This window comes from Thermoanaerobacter sp. X514, from assembly GCF_000019065.1.
Lineage (GTDB): Bacteria > Bacillota > Thermoanaerobacteria > Thermoanaerobacterales > Thermoanaerobacteraceae > Thermoanaerobacter > Thermoanaerobacter pseudethanolicus.
This window is the reverse complement of record NC_010320.1, coordinates 1,798,980-1,817,500: the sequence shown is the minus strand read 5'-3', so window position 1 is coordinate 1,817,500 and position 18,521 is coordinate 1,798,980. Positions and strand designations below refer to the sequence as shown.

The 18,521-nt window shown below is 34.5% G+C and carries 15 protein-coding genes, 2 tRNA genes, 2 rRNA genes and 5 pseudogenes (1 of these 24 only partly in view); 16 read left to right on the top strand and 8 right to left on the bottom strand.

The window, feature by feature from the left end:
• The 5 genes from TETH514_RS09105 to ymfI form a co-directional block, all read left to right on the top strand.
• Positions 1–1,096, top strand: a 23S ribosomal RNA gene (locus TETH514_RS09105); it begins 2,202 nt to the left of the window's first position.
• Between the two features lie 32 nt (positions 1,097–1,128).
• Positions 1,129–1,280 (top strand): 5S ribosomal RNA (gene rrf / locus TETH514_RS09100).
• A 9-nt stretch (positions 1,281–1,289) separates the two neighbouring features.
• Positions 1,290–1,364 (top strand) — tRNA-Asn (locus tag TETH514_RS09095).
• A 13-nt stretch (positions 1,365–1,377) separates the two neighbouring features.
• Positions 1,378–1,452 (top strand) — tRNA-Gly (locus TETH514_RS09090).
• Between the two features lie 159 nt (positions 1,453–1,611).
• Positions 1,612–2,349: an elongation factor P 5-aminopentanone reductase gene (gene ymfI / locus TETH514_RS09085; RefSeq protein ID WP_012268738.1), complete on the top strand. Its 738-nt coding sequence runs from the start codon at positions 1,612–1,614 to the stop codon at positions 2,347–2,349.
• A gap of 25 nt (positions 2,350–2,374) precedes the next feature.
• Here the strand turns inward: ymfI and TETH514_RS09080 are convergent, their stop codons facing one another.
• From TETH514_RS09080 to TETH514_RS09070, 3 genes are all read right to left on the bottom strand, one after another.
• Positions 2,375–3,097 carry a pseudouridine synthase gene (locus tag TETH514_RS09080; RefSeq protein WP_009052028.1) on the bottom strand — a complete coding sequence of 241 codons (723 nt, stop codon included), beginning with the start codon at positions 3,095–3,097 and terminating at the stop codon, positions 2,375–2,377.
• A 115-nt stretch (positions 3,098–3,212) separates the two neighbouring features.
• Positions 3,213–3,515 (bottom strand): hypothetical protein, encoded by a 303-nt coding sequence (locus TETH514_RS09075; protein WP_003868611.1) that lies wholly within the window; start codon positions 3,513–3,515, stop codon positions 3,213–3,215.
• A 32-nt stretch (positions 3,516–3,547) separates the two neighbouring features.
• The gene (locus TETH514_RS09070; RefSeq protein WP_012268737.1) at positions 3,548–3,892 is read right to left on the bottom strand and encodes a sigma-70 family RNA polymerase sigma factor; all 345 of its coding nucleotides are present in this window, start codon (positions 3,890–3,892) and stop codon (positions 3,548–3,550) included.
• A 127-nt stretch (positions 3,893–4,019) separates the two neighbouring features.
• On the opposite strand from TETH514_RS09070, the gene TETH514_RS09065 reads away from it, so the two are divergent.
• The 3 genes and pseudogenes from TETH514_RS09065 to TETH514_RS09060 all read left to right on the top strand — a co-directional run.
• Complete coding sequence (locus TETH514_RS09065; protein ID WP_009052026.1) at positions 4,020–5,135, top strand: DUF5667 domain-containing protein; 1,116 nt, start codon at positions 4,020–4,022, stop codon at positions 5,133–5,135.
• Positions 5,136–5,252: 117 nt separating this feature from the next.
• A pseudogene (locus tag TETH514_RS13170) lies at positions 5,253–5,360 on the top strand (ABC transporter permease); the annotation flags it as partial.
• Between the two features lie 2 nt (positions 5,361–5,362).
• A pseudogene (locus tag TETH514_RS09060) lies at positions 5,363–5,985 on the top strand (glycosidase); the annotation flags it as partial.
• An 86-nt stretch (positions 5,986–6,071) separates the two neighbouring features.
• On the opposite strand, the pseudogene TETH514_RS12380 reads toward TETH514_RS09060, so the two are convergent.
• The 5 genes and pseudogenes from TETH514_RS12380 to TETH514_RS12375 form a co-directional block, all read right to left on the bottom strand.
• A pseudogene (locus tag TETH514_RS12380) lies at positions 6,072–6,398 on the bottom strand (transposase); the annotation flags it as partial.
• 12 nt (positions 6,399–6,410) lie between these two features.
• Entirely contained in the window at positions 6,411–6,986 is a 576-nt protein-coding gene (locus TETH514_RS09055; RefSeq protein ID WP_009052025.1) for a Uma2 family endonuclease, read from the bottom strand.
• A gap of 24 nt (positions 6,987–7,010) precedes the next feature.
• On the bottom strand, positions 7,011–7,352 hold the full coding sequence (locus TETH514_RS09050) for a hypothetical protein (protein ID WP_009052024.1): 342 nt from the start codon (positions 7,350–7,352) through the stop codon (positions 7,011–7,013).
• A gap of 196 nt (positions 7,353–7,548) precedes the next feature.
• Positions 7,549–7,695, bottom strand: a complete 147-nt coding sequence (locus TETH514_RS12760) for a hypothetical protein (protein WP_009052022.1) — start codon at positions 7,693–7,695, stop codon at positions 7,549–7,551.
• 422 nt (positions 7,696–8,117) lie between these two features.
• Positions 8,118–8,365 (bottom strand): annotated as a pseudogene (locus TETH514_RS12375) (integrase core domain-containing protein); the annotation flags it as partial.
• Between the two features lie 361 nt (positions 8,366–8,726).
• Between TETH514_RS12375 and TETH514_RS13165 the strand changes: the two are divergent.
• The 8 genes and pseudogenes from TETH514_RS13165 to TETH514_RS09005 all read left to right on the top strand — a co-directional run bounded on the left by TETH514_RS13165 (position 8,727) and on the right by TETH514_RS09005 (position 18,516).
• Positions 8,727–9,772: pseudogene (locus TETH514_RS13165) on the top strand (LacI family DNA-binding transcriptional regulator).
• 60 nt (positions 9,773–9,832) lie between these two features.
• Positions 9,833–11,683, top strand: coding sequence for an ABC transporter substrate-binding protein (locus tag TETH514_RS09035; RefSeq protein ID WP_009052021.1), 1,851 nt, complete (start codon positions 9,833–9,835; stop codon positions 11,681–11,683).
• A 15-nt stretch (positions 11,684–11,698) separates the two neighbouring features.
• Complete coding sequence (locus tag TETH514_RS09030; protein WP_009052020.1) at positions 11,699–12,685, top strand: ABC transporter permease; 987 nt, start codon at positions 11,699–11,701, stop codon at positions 12,683–12,685.
• On the top strand, positions 12,682–13,563 hold the full coding sequence (locus tag TETH514_RS09025; protein WP_009052019.1) for an ABC transporter permease: 882 nt from the start codon (positions 12,682–12,684) through the stop codon (positions 13,561–13,563). Before TETH514_RS09030 ends, TETH514_RS09025 begins: the two co-directional genes overlap by 4 nt.
• Before the next feature lies 1 nt (position 13,564).
• Positions 13,565–14,539, top strand: a complete 975-nt coding sequence (locus TETH514_RS09020; RefSeq protein WP_009052018.1) for an ABC transporter ATP-binding protein — start codon at positions 13,565–13,567, stop codon at positions 14,537–14,539.
• Position 14,540: 1 nt separating this feature from the next.
• On the top strand, positions 14,541–15,521 hold the full coding sequence (locus TETH514_RS09015) for an ABC transporter ATP-binding protein (RefSeq protein WP_009052017.1): 981 nt from the start codon (positions 14,541–14,543) through the stop codon (positions 15,519–15,521).
• A gap of 200 nt (positions 15,522–15,721) precedes the next feature.
• Positions 15,722–17,605 carry a beta-galactosidase trimerization domain-containing protein gene (locus tag TETH514_RS09010; protein WP_009052016.1) on the top strand — a complete coding sequence of 628 codons (1,884 nt, stop codon included), beginning with the start codon at positions 15,722–15,724 and terminating at the stop codon, positions 17,603–17,605.
• 2 nt (positions 17,606–17,607) lie between these two features.
• Positions 17,608–18,516 (top strand): glycosidase, encoded by a 909-nt coding sequence (locus TETH514_RS09005; RefSeq protein ID WP_009052015.1) that lies wholly within the window; start codon positions 17,608–17,610, stop codon positions 18,514–18,516.
• Positions 18,517–18,521 lie beyond the last annotated feature (5 nt).

Here is an 18,521-nt window from a genome sequence, read left to right as displayed (position 1 = left end):
CTCTGCTAAGTCGGAAGACGAAGTATAGGGGCTGACGCCTGCCCGGTGCTGGAAGGTTAAGGGGAAGTGTGAGAGCACTGAACCGAAGCCCCAGTGAACGGCGGCCGTAACTATAACGGTCCTAAGGTAGCGAAATTCCTTGTCGGGTAAGTTCCGACCCGCACGAAAGGCGTAACGACTTGGGCGCTGTCTTGATGAGGGGCCCGGTGAAATTGTAGTACTCGTGAAGATGCGAGTTACCCGCGATTGGACAGAAAGACCCCGTGGAGCTTTACTGTAGCCTGTCACTGGATTTTGGTAATTCTTGTACAGGATAGGTGGGAGACAGAGAAGGTAGGGCGCCAGCCTTACTGGAGTCGACGTTGGGATACCACCCTGGGATTACCGGAATTCTAACCTATAGCCGTGAAACCGGCGTAGGGACAATGGCAGGTGGGCAGTTTGACTGGGGCGGTCGCCTCCTAAAGGGTAACGGAGGCGCCCAAAGGTTACCTCAGCGCGGACGGGAATCGCGCGAAAGAGTGCAAAGGCAGAAGGTAGCCTGACTGCGAGAGAGACATCTCGAGCAGGGACGAAAGTCGGGCTTAGTGATCCGGCGGCAGTGAGTGGGAACGCCGTCGCTCAACGGATAAAAGCTACCCCGGGGATAACAGGCTGATCTCCCCCAAGAGTCCACATCGACGGGGAGGTTTGGCACCTCGATGTCGGCTCATCGCATCCTGGGGCTGAAGTAGGTCCCAAGGGTTGGGCTGTTCGCCCATTAAAGCGGTACGCGAGCTGGGTTCAGAACGTCGTGAGACAGTTCGGTCCCTATCCGTCGCGGGCGTAGGAAACTTGAGAGGCACTGCCCCTAGTACGAGAGGACCGGGGTGGACGAACCGATGGTGTACCAGTTGCACCGCCAGGTGCACAGCTGGGTAGCCAAGTTCGGAAGGGATAAACGCTGAAAGCATCTAAGCGTGAAGCCCGCCTCAAGATTAGGTTTCCCATCCGAGAGGGGTAAGACACCTCGAAGACTACGAGGTAGATAGGCCGGGGGTGTAAGAGTGGAAACACTCTTAGCTGACCGGTACTAATCAGTCGAGGACTTGACCGATAAGGCTTTGTGCAGTTTTGAGGGTCTAGATTTCCGGTGGCGATAGCGGAGGGGAAACACCCGTTCCCATTCCGAACACGGTCCACAAGGGGCCCCCAGACGGTCGCAAGACCGGCTGGGGTGCTAGTTAAGCCCTCCAGCGCCGATGGTACTGCTTTCGCGGGAGAGTAGGTCGCTGCCGGAATTAAAATATTCCTCAGTAGCTCAATGGTGGAGCAACCGGCTGTTAACCGGTAGGCTGTAGGTTCGAGTCCTACCTGAGGAGCCAACTTTTAAGAGATGCGGATGTGGCTCAGCGGTAGAGCATCGGCTTCCCAAGCCGAGGATCGCGGGTTCGAATCCCGTCATCCGCTCCAGTGAAATGAAAGGTTCTGAGCATTTCATAAAGTGCCAGAACCTTTTTTTAGCGCCATTTTGGTGCCCAATGCAATTTAATTTTTTAATAAAGTATTGACATATTTTTATTTTTTTATAAAATACAAAACGAAGTTTATCAATTTTAGAAGGTGAAAATGATGCTAAATGGCAAAGTAGCAATTGTAACAGGCGGCGCAGGAGATATAGGTAGAGAAATTTGTATAGAGCTTGCAAAAGAAGGAGCTTCTATAGCAATACATTATAATAACAGTTATGAGCAAGCAGTAAAACTAAAAGAGTATATAAAAAGTAATTTTAGTTATGCGGAAATTTTTAAAGCAGATGTTTCGGACAGACGACAAGTAGACGATATGATCGATAATATTTACAATAAATTTGGTCGCATTGACTATCTTATAAATAATGCAGGAATTGCCCAAATCAAACCATTTATAGAAATAACAGAAGAAGATTGGGATAGGATGATGAATGTCAATTTAAAAGGTCTTTTCAATTGCACACAAAGTGTTTTGAGGTATATGTTGCCTCAAAAACATGGGAGTATAATAAACATTTCTTCAATTTGGGGTATTTCCGGTGCTTCCTGTGAAGTACATTATTCGGCATCTAAAGGAGGAATAATAGCTTTTACAAAGTCTTTGGCAAAAGAGTTAGGGCCTTCTAAGATAAGAGTTAATTGTATTGCTCCTGGAGTAATTGATACTAAGATGAATGACATTTTAAATGCCGAAGATAAAAATCATTTAATTGAGGATATACCACTTATGAGCATAGGGAAACCCCAAGATGTAGCAAATGCTGTATTGTTTTTATTATCTGACAAAGCAAACTTCATAACAGGGCAAGTCATAACAGTAGACGGAGGATTTATTTGAAAGGCTTTGGTGAAAGTCTTATTTTTTATATCGACTTTTTCAGGAAAGATAGCTCTTCTTCAGACAATTCTCTCCACTCCCCAGGTTTTAGATTTTCGTCAAGGGTGAGATTACCCATTGCCAATCTTTTAAGGTATATGACCTTTTTACCGACTGATTCAAACATTCTTTTTATTTGGTGGTATTTTCCTTCTCTTATATAAACGTAAACTTTCGACACATCAGAAGAAGAAAGAATTTCGAGGTTTGCGGGAAGAGTTTTATACCCATCTTCAAGTACAATGCCTTCATTGAAAGCTTTAATGTCGCTTTCATTGACAAAGCCTAATATTTTAGCATAATATTTTTTTATAACATTCTTTTTTGGAGATAAAAGCTTATGTGCCAAATCTCCGTCATTAGTTATAAGAAGTAATCCTTCTGTATCTTTATCAAGTCTTCCTACTGGAAAGGGATTTCGAGCTTTTAATTCTTGAGGTAATAAGTCAATAACAGTTTTTTCTATAGGATCATAAGTAGCGCTAATAACTCCTTCTGGTTTATTCATCATAATATATATAAATTCCTTGTAATAGATTTTTTTGCCATCAAATAGAATCTCGTCAGTTTCAGTGTTGATAATTAAACCAGCATCTTTTACTGTATTTCCATTTACCAATACAAGACCTTCTTTAATGAATTTTTTAACCTCTTTTCTGGTACCAATGCCTATATTCGATAAAAGTTTATCTATTCTCATTTTTGCCATATAAATTACCTCCGCACTTATTCTATATTGTGATTATAACACAAAACTTTTTGTTATTAGAGTACATGAAAATTGTCGGTTTATTCAACTTACTTTAAACTACTTGAATTATAAATTAGGCAAAGTGCAGTTTCTGACTGATTTTCTGTTCTGCTTTTACCAAGTTTAACTTAATTTCTTTTTTACTATAAATAGTAATACGGATTTTTTTGTTGGTATTAGAATAAATTTTATAACTGTCATTAATATATTTTTTCTTTATAGATTGTTCTACTACTTTATCAATAGCTTCTTCTATATCTTTGTTTTTTAAATTTATATCCTTCAAAACTTCTTTCCCGTCATTATTTAGAGGCTTGTAAGAAATTACCCTATTCCAGCGGTTAATATCAAGTTGAACAGAAGGGTTGATATCCACAATTACAGAAGCAACTACCGTATTATAGACTGCTACAAAATTAAGTTTTCTTGTATAAGTTCAATTTCATTTTCGGCATAGTTCTTCTTGCCGTTTTGTTTATCCAGTTCAAAAATAAGATATGGCATGTTTTTATTTTTTCTAAAGTAGTCTATAAGTGCATTTTTAATTAAAACTCTAGCATAATTGTAAAAATTTCCTTTTTCTTTAGTGTAAGTATCAATCGCTTTGTTGAAAGCAATCATTGCAATGCTTAATTCATCATCATTATGCCAGTCAAGCTTTTTGCCACATACAGAACTGGCAACATTGTATATAAAACCTTTATTTTTTGTAATAAATTCATCTCTATCTTTAAATAATTCCACCCCTGACATTTCTCCTTTCGTAATTATTTACGAAAAAAAATTATTTTTTTGCAGGTTACCCCCTGAAATTCTATTTAAGTTATCGTATATAAATATAAAAGAAAAATACAAACGATTTAGCAAGGGGGTTGATACTGTGAAAGCAAAAAATCTAATGAAAAAAACTACTTCTTTAATAGTTGGGTTACTGCTTACTTTTTCAGTTGGCATTGCTAAAGCTAACGATATTACATTAAAAGATCAAGCTGGAATTACTCCTGACAGTATATTATATCCAGTTGATAAAGCCATTGACGAACTAAGTATTGCTTTATCTTTTTCTGATGAAACAAAAGCTGAAAAAATCGCCGATGTCGCCAATGAAAGATTAGGAGAATCGGAAGTTATGGTTGAAAAAGGTAAACAGGACTTAGCAGAAAAAACCCTCAAAGATTACAACCAGAAAATGAATGAAGCAACACAAATTGCCGAAAAAATAATTGAAAGTGCTGGAGATAACGCTGACAAAGAAAAGATTGAAAAAATAAAAGAGTTACAGCAAAAACTTGAACAAAAACAACAAAAATCCATTGAAGTATTACAGAAACTCCAAGAAAAGGTCAATGATAATGCTAAAGAAACTATTACAAAAATAATAGAACTACAAATTGCTCAAAAAGAAGCAGTGGCAATTTTAGTTCAAAAACGCCACGAATTAAATGAAATAAAACAGCAGTATGAAGCGGCCAAAGAAGAACTGCAAAAAGCTTTGGAAAGTGGCGATCAAGAAGCTATTGCCAAAGCTCAACAAGCTGTTGCCGAATATGAAGCCAAATTAAATGCTGCCAAAGAAGAATTTAAAAATGTTCTTGAACAGAAAAACGAAATTATAAAAGAAAAAGCCACATTAAAAAGACAGCTTAAAGGCGAAATGAAAAAAGCGGATGAGGAAAATAACGTAGAAGAAATTGATTCCGATAATAACAATGGTGACAATGATAATGAAAATAAAAACCATAAAGAAATCAAAAAACAGGATGAAAATAATGATTTCGAAGGTATAGATGAAAATGATAATAATGATAATAATAATGAAACAGATAAACATAGTAAAACCCAAAAAAAACTTGAAAATAAAGAAAAAGAAAACAAAAAAGAACTGAAGTCTCAAGACAATCAACAAAATGACGATGAAAACAAAGATGATAATGATAATGGAGATTATGATAATAACAATTATGATAATAATGATATTGATGACGAAAATGAATAAAGCTAAATTAGTTAATTAATAAAAAACACCTAAAGCATTTGCTTTAGGTGTTTTTGTTTTATCTTACCAGTTTTGGTACATAAGTTAGTTCCAGCAAAATAATAGGCGGGGGTAAAGATAAATTATTTTATAAATAGAACATTATATTTGTTAATAGTATTTGTGATTGCCATAAGCGGGGTATTTGTTCTAGTGAATAATATGCCGGGTGACCCCGCTTATGGTGATTAGAAGACCCAAGGATAGTCAAAATTGACGGCATTTATTATATGATGTACACAGGTTTTGGAGACAGATTTCAAGATGACTATAGGATCTGTTTGGCTACCTCCAAAAACCTTATAGATTGGGAGAGAAAAGGAGTAGTTTTAGATGAACCTAATAAAGACGCCTCTTTATTTCCTGAAAAAATTAATGGTAAATATGTGATGTTGCACAGGAGATATCCCGACATTTGGATAGCATTTTCTGATGATTTAAAAAATTGGTACGACCATAAACCAATACTAAAACCTATTCCAAATACATGGGAGAGTGCGAGAGTAGGAATTGGAGGGCCTCCTATTAAGACAAAGGACGGTTGGTTTTTGATATACCATGCAGCTGATGACAATAATGTGTATAGATTGGGAGCAGTCCTTTTAGATTTAGAAGATCCATCAAAGGTTATTGCAAGGCAAAAAGAACCTATCTTAGAGCCAGAACTGGGTTGGGAAAAAGAAGGATACATCCCTAATGTTGTATTTAGTTGTGGTAATGCAGTAAAAGATGATACTATTTACGTTTATTATGGGGTGCGGATACTGTCATAGGCGTGGCAATATTAGAAATGAAGGATATCAAATTTTAACAGGCTTTTAAAAGGCCTGTCAGATTGAAGACAAACCCCACTTTTTCTGCATATAAAAAGTGGGGTTTGCTTTATATTTGGATATAAATTGTCTTGATTTGCTTTAATGGCTTTTTCCCATGGGCTTCTCTATCTTTTGCTATCTCTTCTTCTAATTTCGCTTGATATGTTATGCTCTCTTTTTCTATTACTTCTTTGGTGTATTTTTTCTTATAGGCACTTGCTTTTACATGGGTTGCGTCTATGAATACTTCTTCTGCATTTATGAAATTGTGCTTTATTGCTTCTTCTAGTATTTTTGTAAATATTTTTTCAAAAATATCTGTATTTTTGAATCTCCTTTCATAGTTTTTACCAAAGGTAGATAAGTGAGGTATTTCTTCGTTTAATCCATATCCTAAAAACCATCTATAGTGCCTATCTTCTTAATAATTAAACACATCTTTTAAGTCTATAACAAGATCTTCAAAGATAGAAACCTTAATTTTATCTCCTATAGTAAATGTATCAGGTCTGCCATATCTATTATTTTCCTGTAGAGTAAATACGCTTACAATCTTATTTTCAGGTTCTACTATCCAGTATTCTTTTACTCCATGCTTTTCATACAGATTAAACTTTTCTATTTTATCTTTCCTTGCAGTTGATGGAGATGTAATTTCAACAATTAGATCTGGAGCCCCTTTGCATCCTTCATCATCTAACTTTGATTTATCACATACTACTACAATATCAGGTTCTACAACAGTTTTTATTTCTTTATCGCTTTTTTCATTTCCTGAGGGAAACTTTACTCCAAAAGGTGCATAATAAACTTTACATTCTTTATCTTTTAGGTAATTATAAAATTGGTTATATATTGCACCTGAAACTTCTTGATGTATTCTTGATGGAGGAGCCATTAAATAAACTTGCCCATTAATTAATTCTATTCTCTGCTCTTCTGGCCAGTTTAAGTAATCCTCATAAGTATAAATTTCTTCTCTTTTTGGTAAAGGCATAATTAACACCCCTTTATAATCTTCTTACACTAAGTTTAACATTTTTATAGACCTTATATCCAGAGCAAAAACATCACCATTTTTTTCATCCAGCAATAGGTAAATTACACCAACATTATTCATGCCAAGTATTGTTCCCGAATACTGTTCATGCCAGTTAGCTAAAATTATTACTTTCTGACCCGCCATTAATTCGTACTTTCCTATTGTGAATTTCTTCATGTTTATGTCGTTTAAAATGTCTTTATATACATTTTTGACTAGTTCCTTTAAATTAGTATCACAGCCTTTTATGTATGTAACTATCTTATCTTTATTATTTTTTATCCAGTCAACAACATATGTCCAAAAACAACATATGTCCAAATGAGTATTATAAAAGCAATTGGAGCTACAATGCGAAAGAGAATAAAATTAAAATCTGCATGTTTTAAATGAAAAACAACAGTGTAAAATAGAGGCTTTATAAAATTCCACAAGTTATCAAGTCTTAAATGCTTAACTAACCAGATTAAAGGTGTATCTAACCACTGATTTAATTCATCAAATAATGGCATTCTAATCATCCTTTCTTCTTCTCATTTACTTCCTGAATATGTTTTTTAAGAATTAATCTAATCTGATTTGCACGATCACCTTCTGGAAGACTATTATACCAATCAATTATATCTTTGTCAGCTTTTTCTCTAAAAACTATCTGTATTCTCATGGAAAATCATCCTCCTTGAGTTCATTATATCATACACATAGTATACATGCAATAAAAACATAATATACATATTAAAATTCAATTTCCAGTATACATAAGCTATTGTATAATTACTGTCTTAACATTGCAAAATTTCTCATATCAAACTTTTATAAACTTGCAATTTTTCTCATTAAACATCATAATTTAATCAACAGTCCAATTTGTAGTTCAAATTTGAGTAAATTTAAAAATGAACACGCATACCCGCAGCCAGCAAATTTACATATTTTTTTGAGCATAAAAATCAAGAAAGTATTAAGCATTAAGCCTTTGAAATAAGCATCTTTAACCAAAAAATATAAAAATGAAAAATAAGCGAATTTCCAATAAAAAGTGAAATGGATTTATGTCAATATAGTAGACACAAAAACTCGAAATTTTTATGCTGACTTTTTAATTAAATCCTCAAATTGTTGCAAAGTCTATACCCTATACTACTATGTACTCTCTTTCTATTATACCAAGATTCAATATACTCAAATATAGCAAGTCTGGCAGTATCAAAATCATGGTAAGTAGCTAAATTTACTTCTTCCTTTTTTAAAGAAGCATGAAAAGATTCTATACATGCATTATCATAAGGGTATCCTTTGTGACTAAATGAGTGTTTTATGTTACCTTTGGATAATATATATTCTTGAAATTTGGTGCTTAATGCCTATATTTGATAAGAGTTTATCTATTCTCATCTTTGCCATATAAATTACCTCCAAAAAGAGTCTATGATGTAATTATAACACGAAATTTTGTATTTTTAGAGTATATAATATTGGGTTATTCAATTTACTTTAAATTACTTGAATTATAAATTAGACAAAGTGCTGTGTTCTCTACTTTATTGTGAATATATTTCAAGTAATCGTTAAGATAAGATTATAACAAACAAAATTCAAGTAAAATCTATAATGATTCAAGTAAATTTTGCTTGATAATTAAATTCAAATGATTTATAATCTATTACAAGAAAACGATTTTTAGAGGTGTTAAGTTTGACGGCAATTAAAAGGAAAAAAGTGACCATGAAAGATATCGCTGAAAGGTTGAACTTATCAATTAATGCTGTGTCCCTGGCTTTAAATGACAAGGTGGGGGTGAGCGAAGAGACAAGGAAAATAGTTTTAAAAACAGCTGATGAAATGGGGTATTTTGATGAAAATCCCTCTTTTATTGCTAAAAATCACTTCAGGAATATTTGTCTATTGATTGAAGAGAGAAATTTCCGCGATACTCATTTTTATACAAAAGTAATTTTAGGTATAGAGAATGAAGCAAAGAAAAATAATTACGATATTTTAGTAAACTTCATGAATCAAGATGATTTTCAGGTACCTTCCAGTGTTGAAACGAGAAAAGTTTCAGGAATTTTAGTGGTTGGTACTATTAAAGATGAACATCTGGAAAAATTATTGAAGTATGATATACCAACTGTCCTTGTAGACCATGCTTCATTTACTATAAGTACAGATGCTGTATTAACTCAAAATATGCCTGGAACATATATGGCAACACAATATCTTATTCGAAAAGGACATACTCAAATAGGTTTTTTTGGTGAAATAGATTTTCTTTAAGTTTTAAAGAAAGATGGTTAGGCTTTAACGAGGCGATGAGAAATGCAGGACTTAATGTAGATCCCATATTTAATGTAAATCCTGGATATTGTGTAATAGGACAGGTAGAACAATATGTTTTAAGCAAAAACTACAAAGAGGTAGCAAATATTATCTCAAAGTTAGATAAACTTCCTACTGCATGGGTATGCTCCAACGATAGTGCTGCTATTACCTTGTACAATGCATTGAGCATTTTGGGTATTAAAGTACCTGACGATATCTCTGTAGTTGGCTTTGATGATATTGATATATGTAACATTGTGACACCGCATTTGACTACTATCCGCATAAATAAAGAACTTATGGGAGAAAAAGCTGTAAAAAGACTTTTGTGGAGGATGGAAAATCCAAAAGAGCCCTGTGACCATATACGGATGGAGGTTAAGCTAATAGAAAGAGAGTCCGTTAAAGAGATTTATTAACCACGTTTCCAAATAATTTTTAAATATATTTTTAAGTAAAAAAGAGGGGAGAGGTTAAAAATGAGTAAAAAAATTAAAAAATTTATTGCACTGCTTGTAATTGTTTTCTTTACAGCAGGTATTTTTGTGGGGTGTGGGCAGTCAAATTCTACTCAACAGGAATCCCAAGAAGCAAAACAACAAGAAGAGGTAAAGAAGACAAGAGAACTTAGACTTGCGACGGATTGGCCCTATCCTTTCCACGGTAACCCATTTGGCCCAGGAGGTATAGGAGGAGCATGGTGGTTTGCTTATGAGCCTTTTGCCTATTATATTCCTCAAACAGGGGAATACATTCCGCGCTTAGCTGAAAGTTGGAAAGTAGAAGGAAATAAGGTTACAGTAAATCTTAGGAAAGATGCAAAGTTCAGCGATGGCGAACCTTTTACCTCAAAAGATGTGATAAATACGGTGAATTTAATACAGGCTATGTGGCAATGGCCTTATGACATTGAATCTGTAGAGGCTCCAGATGACAATACAGTTATTTTTACCCTTTCAAAGACAGCTTCCTCTTCTTTTGTACACACACTGCTTACAGATGGAGCTATGGCATCCTTAGCGCCTGTACATGTATATGGGGATTTTGCTAAATCTGCTCAGGAAGTGGCTGATTTAGGGAAAAAGATATTTTACTTACAAACAGAAGGCAAAACTGTGCCAGAGGATATGAAAGCAGAGTATGATAAAAAATCAGACGAATTAAGAAAACAAGTGAATGATTTTTCACCCTTTAAGACATTAGGAAAGCTACCGGTAGTTGGTGCTTTTGAACCTGTTAAAGTAACTCAATCAGAAATGGTATTGGAGGCAAATAAATACTATTGGGCTTATCCGCAAATGAAAATTGACAAAGTTGTGTTTAAGAAATGGTCTTCAAATGAATTTGTATGGGCTTCACTTATATCTAATGAAATTGATGCAGCTCATCCTTCTATGCCAAAAGATGTAGTAGAACAACTTTCAACATTGAATCCAAAATTAAATGTGCTTACTGTTTCTGACTTGTCCGACATAGCATTAGTATTTAATTTTAAGAAACCGCTCTTTCAAGATCTGAACTTAAGAAAAGCTATTGCTCATATATTAGATAGAGATAAAATTAGGGATGTCTCTGTATGGCAAGCAAATAGTTATGAAAATTACGCTGACGGTGTATTAAAGAGTATGGAAGCAAAATGGGTAACTCAAGATACATTGCAAAAACTTACAAAATATAACACGGATGTGGCAGCAGCAGAGGAGATTTTAAAGAATGCAGGCTACAAAAAAGTAGGAGATACCTGGCAACAACCTAACGGACAACCAGTGGCTTTCACTTTATCTGTATACGGACCTCATAACGATTGGGTATTGGCTGCAAAGGAAGTAGTTCAACAATTGAACAATTTTGGATTTAAAGTTGAAATGAAATTGATTCCTGAAGGTATGAGAGACCAAGTAATGAGAAGTGGAGATTACGATGTAGCTATTGAATTTGGTTCTGCATGGTGGGGTTATCCTCATCCTTTGACTGGGTATCAGAGGTTGTATGATGGAGACGTTTCTGCTATTACTAATTTCCCTGCAAAAGACAAATATCAAACTCCATGGGGAGAACTTTCCCCCTATGATTTGACACTTGAATTGCAGAAGAACCTGCAGGATGAGAACAAGGCAATGGAAATAATTCAGCAATTAGCCTATATTACTAATGAGTATTTGCCTGTGATACCGCTATATGAGAAAGTACTGCCCATTTATTACAATGATGGTTATAGAGTTAAAGGATGGCCTGCAGAAGATGATGCTATATGGTCTTTAGCACCAGGTGGAATTGAAAGGGTATACGATTTATTGATTACTACAGGTAAATTAGTTCCAGCAAAATAATAGGCGGGGGTAAAGATGAATTATTTTATAAATAAAACCTTGTATTTATTAATAGTGTTTGTAATTGCCATAAGTGGGGTATTTGTACTGGTAAACAATATGCCAGGGGACCCCGCTTATGGCCTGGCTGTTTCTATTGCTCAACAGAGGAATATGCAGATAGAGCAAGCTTTAGAAATATCCCATAAGATGATGGGGATAGACCCTCATGAATCGATATTTATAAGATATGGAAAATTTGTGTCAAATCTATTAAAAGGCAACTTTGGGTATTCTGCTTTTTATAACACAAGTGTAAATGAAATAATTGCAGAATCGCTACCATGGACTCTTTTTGTAATTTCTTTAGCTACTTTTTTGAGTTTTACAATAGGAATATTTTTAGGAGCTTTTGCAGCACAAAAAAGAGCTACAATTACAGAAGGAATTATTTCTACAGTTTCGAGTATAATACAAGCCATACCTCCTTTTATACTAGCGGTTTTAATTTTGTTTGTATTTTCAGTTAGATTAAAAGTATTGCCGCTAGGAGGCGCTTATCCTGTTGATATAGAGCCTTCTTTCTCCCTTGAGTTTATTTCGAAAATATTTTTACATGCTTTAGGCCCAATGCTTGCAATTGCAATACCTCAAATGGCTTCTTGGACTTTAGCTATGAGAGGTAACACTTCCCAAATAATGGAGGAGGATTTTATAAGGTTTGCAGAGGCAAGAGGCTTAAGAGATTCTGTAATTGCAGCAAAATATGTGAGAAATAATGCGATGTTGCCTTTAGTGGCAAGTTTAGCGATTAGTGTGGGATATATGTTAGGAGGCCAGACGTTGGTGGAATCTATTTTTAATTACCCGGGGATAGGATTTTATTTTGGCAAGGCTATAGCTGTTAGAGATTTTGGATTATTGACTGGATTGTTTACTCTAATTGTAATAGGAGTAATATTAGCAACTTTTATTGCAGATTTTGTTTATGCATTAATTGATCCGAGGGTGAAATTGAAATGAAAAAAGAAAATATTGCAAACTTTTATTATGATTACATTCAGCCTTTATTAACAAATAAAAAATCTTTAATTGGGTTAATGATATTGCTATTTTATATATTGATGGCTACAATAGGTCCTGTTGTAGTACCTTTAGATATGAATTCTAACTTTGCAGAAAGGTATCAAAAACCTTCTTTGAAACATCCTTTTGGGACAGACTATTTTGGAGTAGATATTTTCCAACAAATTGTACACGGTTCTAGGTCTGTTATTTCTCTTACTTTATTAGCAAGTTTTTTTGCTGTGCTAATAGGAACGGTTATTGGTGTTGCAAGAGGGTATTTAGAAGGGATTGCTGGTAAAATCATTGATGCTATTATTATGGTTTTTCTAGTAATTCCGTCATTTCCTGCTCTATTGATTCTAGCTGCTATATTTGTTAATTACAACCTTAATGTTGTTGAAATAGCTCTATTAGTTTCTATATGGTTATGGGCACCATTGGCGAAACAAATATCAGCTCAGGTTTTATCTATTAAATCAAAAGAATTCATAGAAGCGTCAAAAATGCTTAATATGCCGCTTAGTTATATTTTATTCAGTGATATTGCAAAACTTTTAATTCCTTATATTTTCATAAATTTTGTCATGCAGATAAAAGGAGCTATGGAGTTTTCAGTAGGACTTATGTTTTTAGGACTAGCCAAGTTTGATCCTACCCATTGGGGAATCATGTTAAATTATGCTTTATACCAAGCGGGAGCCTTGTATACTGCTAAAGGGTTTCACTATTTATTCTTTATAATTTTAAATATAGTATTACTAATTTACGGCGGAATATTGTTATCACAAGGGGTTGAAGAAGTTTTCAACCCACGGCTTAGGGGGAATGAATAAGTTGAATCCAATAATAAAAGTAGAAAATTTAAAAGCAGTATATCTTGTGAGAGAAGGTACGATTAAAGCAGCAGACGGTATTTCTTTTGAGGTTCCAGAAAATTCAGTTACAGCTATTGTAGGGGAGAGTGCTTCTGGTAAGAGTACAATTATAGAAGCCATGACGAAGACACTACCTCCAAATGGAAGAATTTTATCAGGAAAAGTTTTATACAATGGAAAAGACATATTGACTCTAAGTAATGAAGAGTTAAGAAAAATAAAATGGAAAGAAATTGCGTTAGTACCTCAGGCAGCTCAGCAATCTTTAAATCCTACAATGAAGATAATTGACCATTTTAAAGACACAGTAGAAGCTCATAGGGTAAATTGGAGTCACAATGAGTTAATTAAAAAAGCTTCAGAAAAATTAAAAATGGTAAGATTAAATCCAGAGGTGGTTTTATACGCTTATCCTTTGCAACTTTCAGGAGGAATGAAACAAAGAGTTTTAATTGCTTTAGCGCTTTTAATGGAACCTAAAGTTTTAATATTAGATGAGCCTACTTCTGCATTAGATGTTCTTACACAAGCCCATATTATTCAACTTTTAAAAGAATTAAAGAAAATGCTAAATATTACTCTTATTTTTGTTACCCACGACATAGCAGTAGCAGCCGAATTAGCGGATAATGTTGCAGTTATTTATGGTGGAAATCTGATAGAATATAATTCAACATTTCAAATTTTCAAAAATCCATTACATCCCTATACAAATGGATTGATAAATTCTATTATGGCAGTAAATGCAGATATGTCAAAAGTTAAGCCGATTCCGGGAGACCCTCCAAGTTTATTGAATCCTCCTTCTGGATGTAGATTTCATCCAAGATGTGAGCATGCGATGGAGATATGCAAGAAGGAAAAGCCGCAATTAATTGAGACAGAAAACGGAGCACAAGTAGCATGTTACTTGTATAAGGAAGGAGGAAGGTGAAATGAAACAAGTGATAAAAATAGATCATATTAGTAAAATCTTTTCACGAGGGTTTTTTAAAAAACAGCATAAACTTGTTCTCAGTGATATAAATTTAGAAATTTCACAAGGAGATAGATTAGTTATTGTTGGCGAAAGTGGAATGGGCAAAACTACCTTAGCGCGAATTATGGCTAATTTAGAATTGCCTTCTGAAGGTGAAGTTCTTTGGTTTGAAAAAAATATACAGAAACTGAGGGAAAAAGAAAAAAAATTATTAAGAGGTAAAGTACAATATATTCATCAGGACCCTTATGCTTCCTTACATCCGGCTAAAACTATCTATAAAATAATCGCAGACCCTCTTAGAAATGCTCAAAAAATTAATAGGAAAGAGGTATATGAAAAGACAAAACAATTACTGGAAAAAGTAGGTTTAACTCCTGCAGAATATTTTTTCAATAAATATCCTCACCACTTATCAGGAGGAGGACGTCAGAGACTTGCAATTGCAAGGGCTTTAACGACGGAACCTCAAGTGATAATTGCTGATGAACCGATTAGTATGATTGATATGTCATTGAGGGCAGCAATAATTAAACTTTTTAAAGACTTAAATGATTTATACGGTATTGCCGTTATACTTGTTTTGCATGACATTGGAGCAGCAAAATATTTTACCTATGAAAAGGGAGAAATTGCGGTATTGTATGGGGGCAAAATAGTCGAAAAAGGAAAAGGTAGAGAAGTTTTAACTAATCCAGTTCATCCTTATACTAAAGTATTAATAAATTCCAGCCCCATTGCTGACCCTGAAATAGCTAGGAATAGAGTGGTGGAACAATTAAGGTCTTATGAAGTTCCTGTGCGAACACCAGAAAGCAAGGGGTGTCCTTTTGCTCATGCATGTAATTATTATACAGAAAAGTGCTTAGAGGAAGACCCTCAACTCATTGTTATCGATTCAAGTCATGAAGTAGCATGTCATGTTTTTAGTAAATAAGGGTGAAAAATATGAAAAATAAATTTTATATGTTTCTTTCAATATTGGTAATAGTACTGGCTCTTATTTGGATAAGTTTTTTTCAAAAAAATGGCGTAGAGTTAGTATTAGTGGTGTTATCATTGGGATTTTCTGTTTTCACTATATTATTGATACTTTTATATGAGAAAAAGAAAAAATAGTACGACGGAGGTAGAAAAATGGCAAAATTTGCAGATGAATTTATAATAGGAGCTAATTATTGGCCAAGAAATCACGGCATTGAAATGTGGAAAGAGTGGAATTATGATGAGATAAAAAGTGAATTTATTGAGGCGAAAAGCTTAGGCATTAATGTAATGAGAATAAATCTTTTTTGGGAGGATTTCCAGCCAAAGCCTGATGTAATATCAGAGGAAGCGGTGAAAAAGTTTGACGAGCTTATTAAGATATGTCATGAAGTCGATATGAAAATCGCGCCTACTTTTTTTGTGGGGCATATGAGCGGTGAGAATTGGGATGTGCCGTGGAGAGAAGGTAGGAATATATACAGTGATTCATTTATGTTGAGGTATCAAATTAAATTGGTACGCTTTTTTGCTGAGAGGTACAAAGATGAATCTGCTATTTTGTTTTGGGACCTTTCAAATGAGCCAGATAATTATGTAAAAGCAGAGTCAAGACATGATGCTTGGCTGTGGAACTATGTCTTATCAAATGAGATAAAAAAATACGACAAAAATCATCCCGTAACGCTTGGAATACACCAGGCATCTCTTCTTACTGATAATAATTTTTATCCTGAAGACATGCAAGAAGGCAACGATTTTCTATGTATGCACGCATATCCAATTTATACAGATACATGTATAGACCCTGTAAATTCTATAAGAAGCACTTATATGGCACCTTTTGCTTCTAAACTCACCCAAGCTATGGGTGGCAAAGAAGTGCTACTGGAGGAATTTGGTGCAACTACACTTATGATGAGTGAAGATATAGAGGGAGATTATTACAAGGTGGTTCTGTATAGCCTTCTTGCGAATGAATCGATAGGTGCAATAGCCTGGTGCTTTGGAGATTTTTCTGTTGGCGAAAGGCTTCCCTATAATTCTACCCCCTTTGAAACGCAATTTGGTATAACAGCAGTTGATGGAAGAGTTAAAAAAGCAGGACTTGAAATAAAAGCTTATTCTGAATTTATGAATAGAATTGAGTATAAGGACTTAAAACACAAAAAGTGCGATGCCGCGATAATCATTCCGGATAAGTATTATAGTGCTTTATTTGTAGGTAACGATTATACTCCAGAGAGAAATTTTAGGATTCTTTTAAATAGTTTTATACTGGCAAAGGAAGCAGGTATAGACGTTGAATTGGCAAGAGCTGATGGAGATTTTAGTAAGTATAAAATGCTTATACTGCCTTCCGCTTATAGAAAAGGGCATTTAAATTATGACCAATGGGTAAAAATTATGGATTTTGTTAAAAATGGTGGCACTTTGTATGTATCATACGATGGAATTTCTTTAGAAGGTTTTGATGAGGTTTTTGGAGTTAAAACGCAATATTCTATGGTGCCCAAAAATGAGACAGTATCAATGCATTGTGAAGAACTTGGAATTGATTTAAATTATAAAGCTCTTAAATTTAATAAAAGACTTATTGCAAAACCGACAACGGGCCGTGTAATTGCAAATGATGATGAGAATAACCCGGCAATAGTTGTGAATAAATATGGCGAAGGGAATGCTATTCTTGTTACGTATCCTATTGAGCTCTATTTAAGTTATATGCCCGATGTATATAAGACTGACAGGTCTTATTTGATTTATAAGTATGCTAAAGAGCTGAGCGGAATAGAATACAACGTAAAAGTAGAATCTCCTTATATTGAAGTAAAAGAGTTTGATTATGGCGGGAAAACCCTTGTGCTCTTTATAAATCATGAAGACATAGATATTCATACTAAAATAAGAATAAGTAGAAAAACAAAAAATAATGAGAAAATACAAGATTTAATTAGCGGAAGACAGATTAATTTAGAAAATTTCACAATAGAGGCTAATGGAGTAGTTGCAATTTTGCTGGAAAAGGGGTTATAAAGATGTTCAGGCTAACAAGACTTAGTAACAAACCTATATTGTCGCCAATAAAAGAGCATGAATGGGAAAAGGAGGCTGTTTTTAATGCAGCAGTAATTTATGAAGGTAATAAATTTCACTTGTTTTACAGAGCTTCTAATAATAAATTCGTTTTGAATACTGAAAAGCCAGAAGAAAAATATAAATTTGTATCCTCTATTGGATATGCTGTAAGTGAAGATGGTATAAATTTTGAAAGATTTGACAAACCTGTTTTAGTAGGTGAGATTCCGCAAGAAGCTTGGGGAGTAGAGGACCCAAGGATTACAAAAATAGACAATAAGTATTACATGCTCTATACAGGTTTTGGAGGAAGGGACTGGTTGGATTTTAGAATATGTATGGTTTGGTCTGATGATTTAAAAAATTGGAAAGGACACAGAATTGTTCTTGATGAACCCAATAAAGATGCGGCGCTTTTATCCGAAAAAATAAATGGTAAGTATGTGCTTTTCCATAGAAGAATGCCCGATATTTGGATTGCTTATTCTGATGATTTAGTAAATTGGTATAACCATAAGATTATAATGTCCCCTAAATCTCACACATGGGAGTCAAAGAAAATTGGCATAGCAGGACCTCCTATAAAAAGAGAAGATGGATGGCTTTTAATATATCACGGGGTGGATAACAACAATGTGTACAGACTTGGTGTAGCTCTTTTAGACTTAAAGGACCCATCAAAGGTTATTGCGAGACAAAAAGAGCCTATTTTAGAGCCAGAGCTTGATTGGGAAATAAATGGGCTGGTACCTAATGTGGTGTTTAGCTGCGGTGCAGTTGAAGTGAATGACATGTATTATGTGTATTATGGAGCAGCAGATACCCATATAGGTGTAGCAGTCATTGAAAAAGAAAAAGTAAAATTTTAAAAGGA

Coding starts and splice junctions, on each gene's coding strand:
- ymfI (WP_012268738.1), top strand. CDS start 1,612: ATGCTAAATGGCAAAGTAGCAATTGTAACAGGCGGCGCAGGAGATATA.
- TETH514_RS09080 (WP_009052028.1), bottom strand. CDS start 3,097: ATGGCAAAAATGAGAATAGATAAACTTTTATCGAATATAGGCATTGGT.
- TETH514_RS09070 (WP_012268737.1), bottom strand. CDS start 3,892: ATGTCAGGGGTGGAATTATTTAAAGATAGAGATGAATTTATTACAAAA.
- TETH514_RS09055 (WP_009052025.1), bottom strand. CDS start 6,986: ATGCCTTTACCAAAAAGAGAAGAAATTTATACTTATGAGGATTACTTA.
- TETH514_RS12760 (WP_009052022.1), bottom strand. CDS start 7,695: ATGAGAATACAGATAGTTTTTAGAGAAAAAGCTGACAAAGATATAATT.
- TETH514_RS09035 (WP_009052021.1), top strand. CDS start 9,833: ATGAGTAAAAAAATTAAAAAATTTATTGCACTGCTTGTAATTGTTTTC.
- TETH514_RS09030 (WP_009052020.1), top strand. CDS start 11,699: ATGAATTATTTTATAAATAAAACCTTGTATTTATTAATAGTGTTTGTA.
- TETH514_RS09025 (WP_009052019.1), top strand. CDS start 12,682: ATGAAAAAAGAAAATATTGCAAACTTTTATTATGATTACATTCAGCCT.
- TETH514_RS09015 (WP_009052017.1), top strand. CDS start 14,541: ATGAAACAAGTGATAAAAATAGATCATATTAGTAAAATCTTTTCACGA.
- TETH514_RS09010 (WP_009052016.1), top strand. CDS start 15,722: ATGGCAAAATTTGCAGATGAATTTATAATAGGAGCTAATTATTGGCCA.
- TETH514_RS09005 (WP_009052015.1), top strand. CDS start 17,608: ATGTTCAGGCTAACAAGACTTAGTAACAAACCTATATTGTCGCCAATA.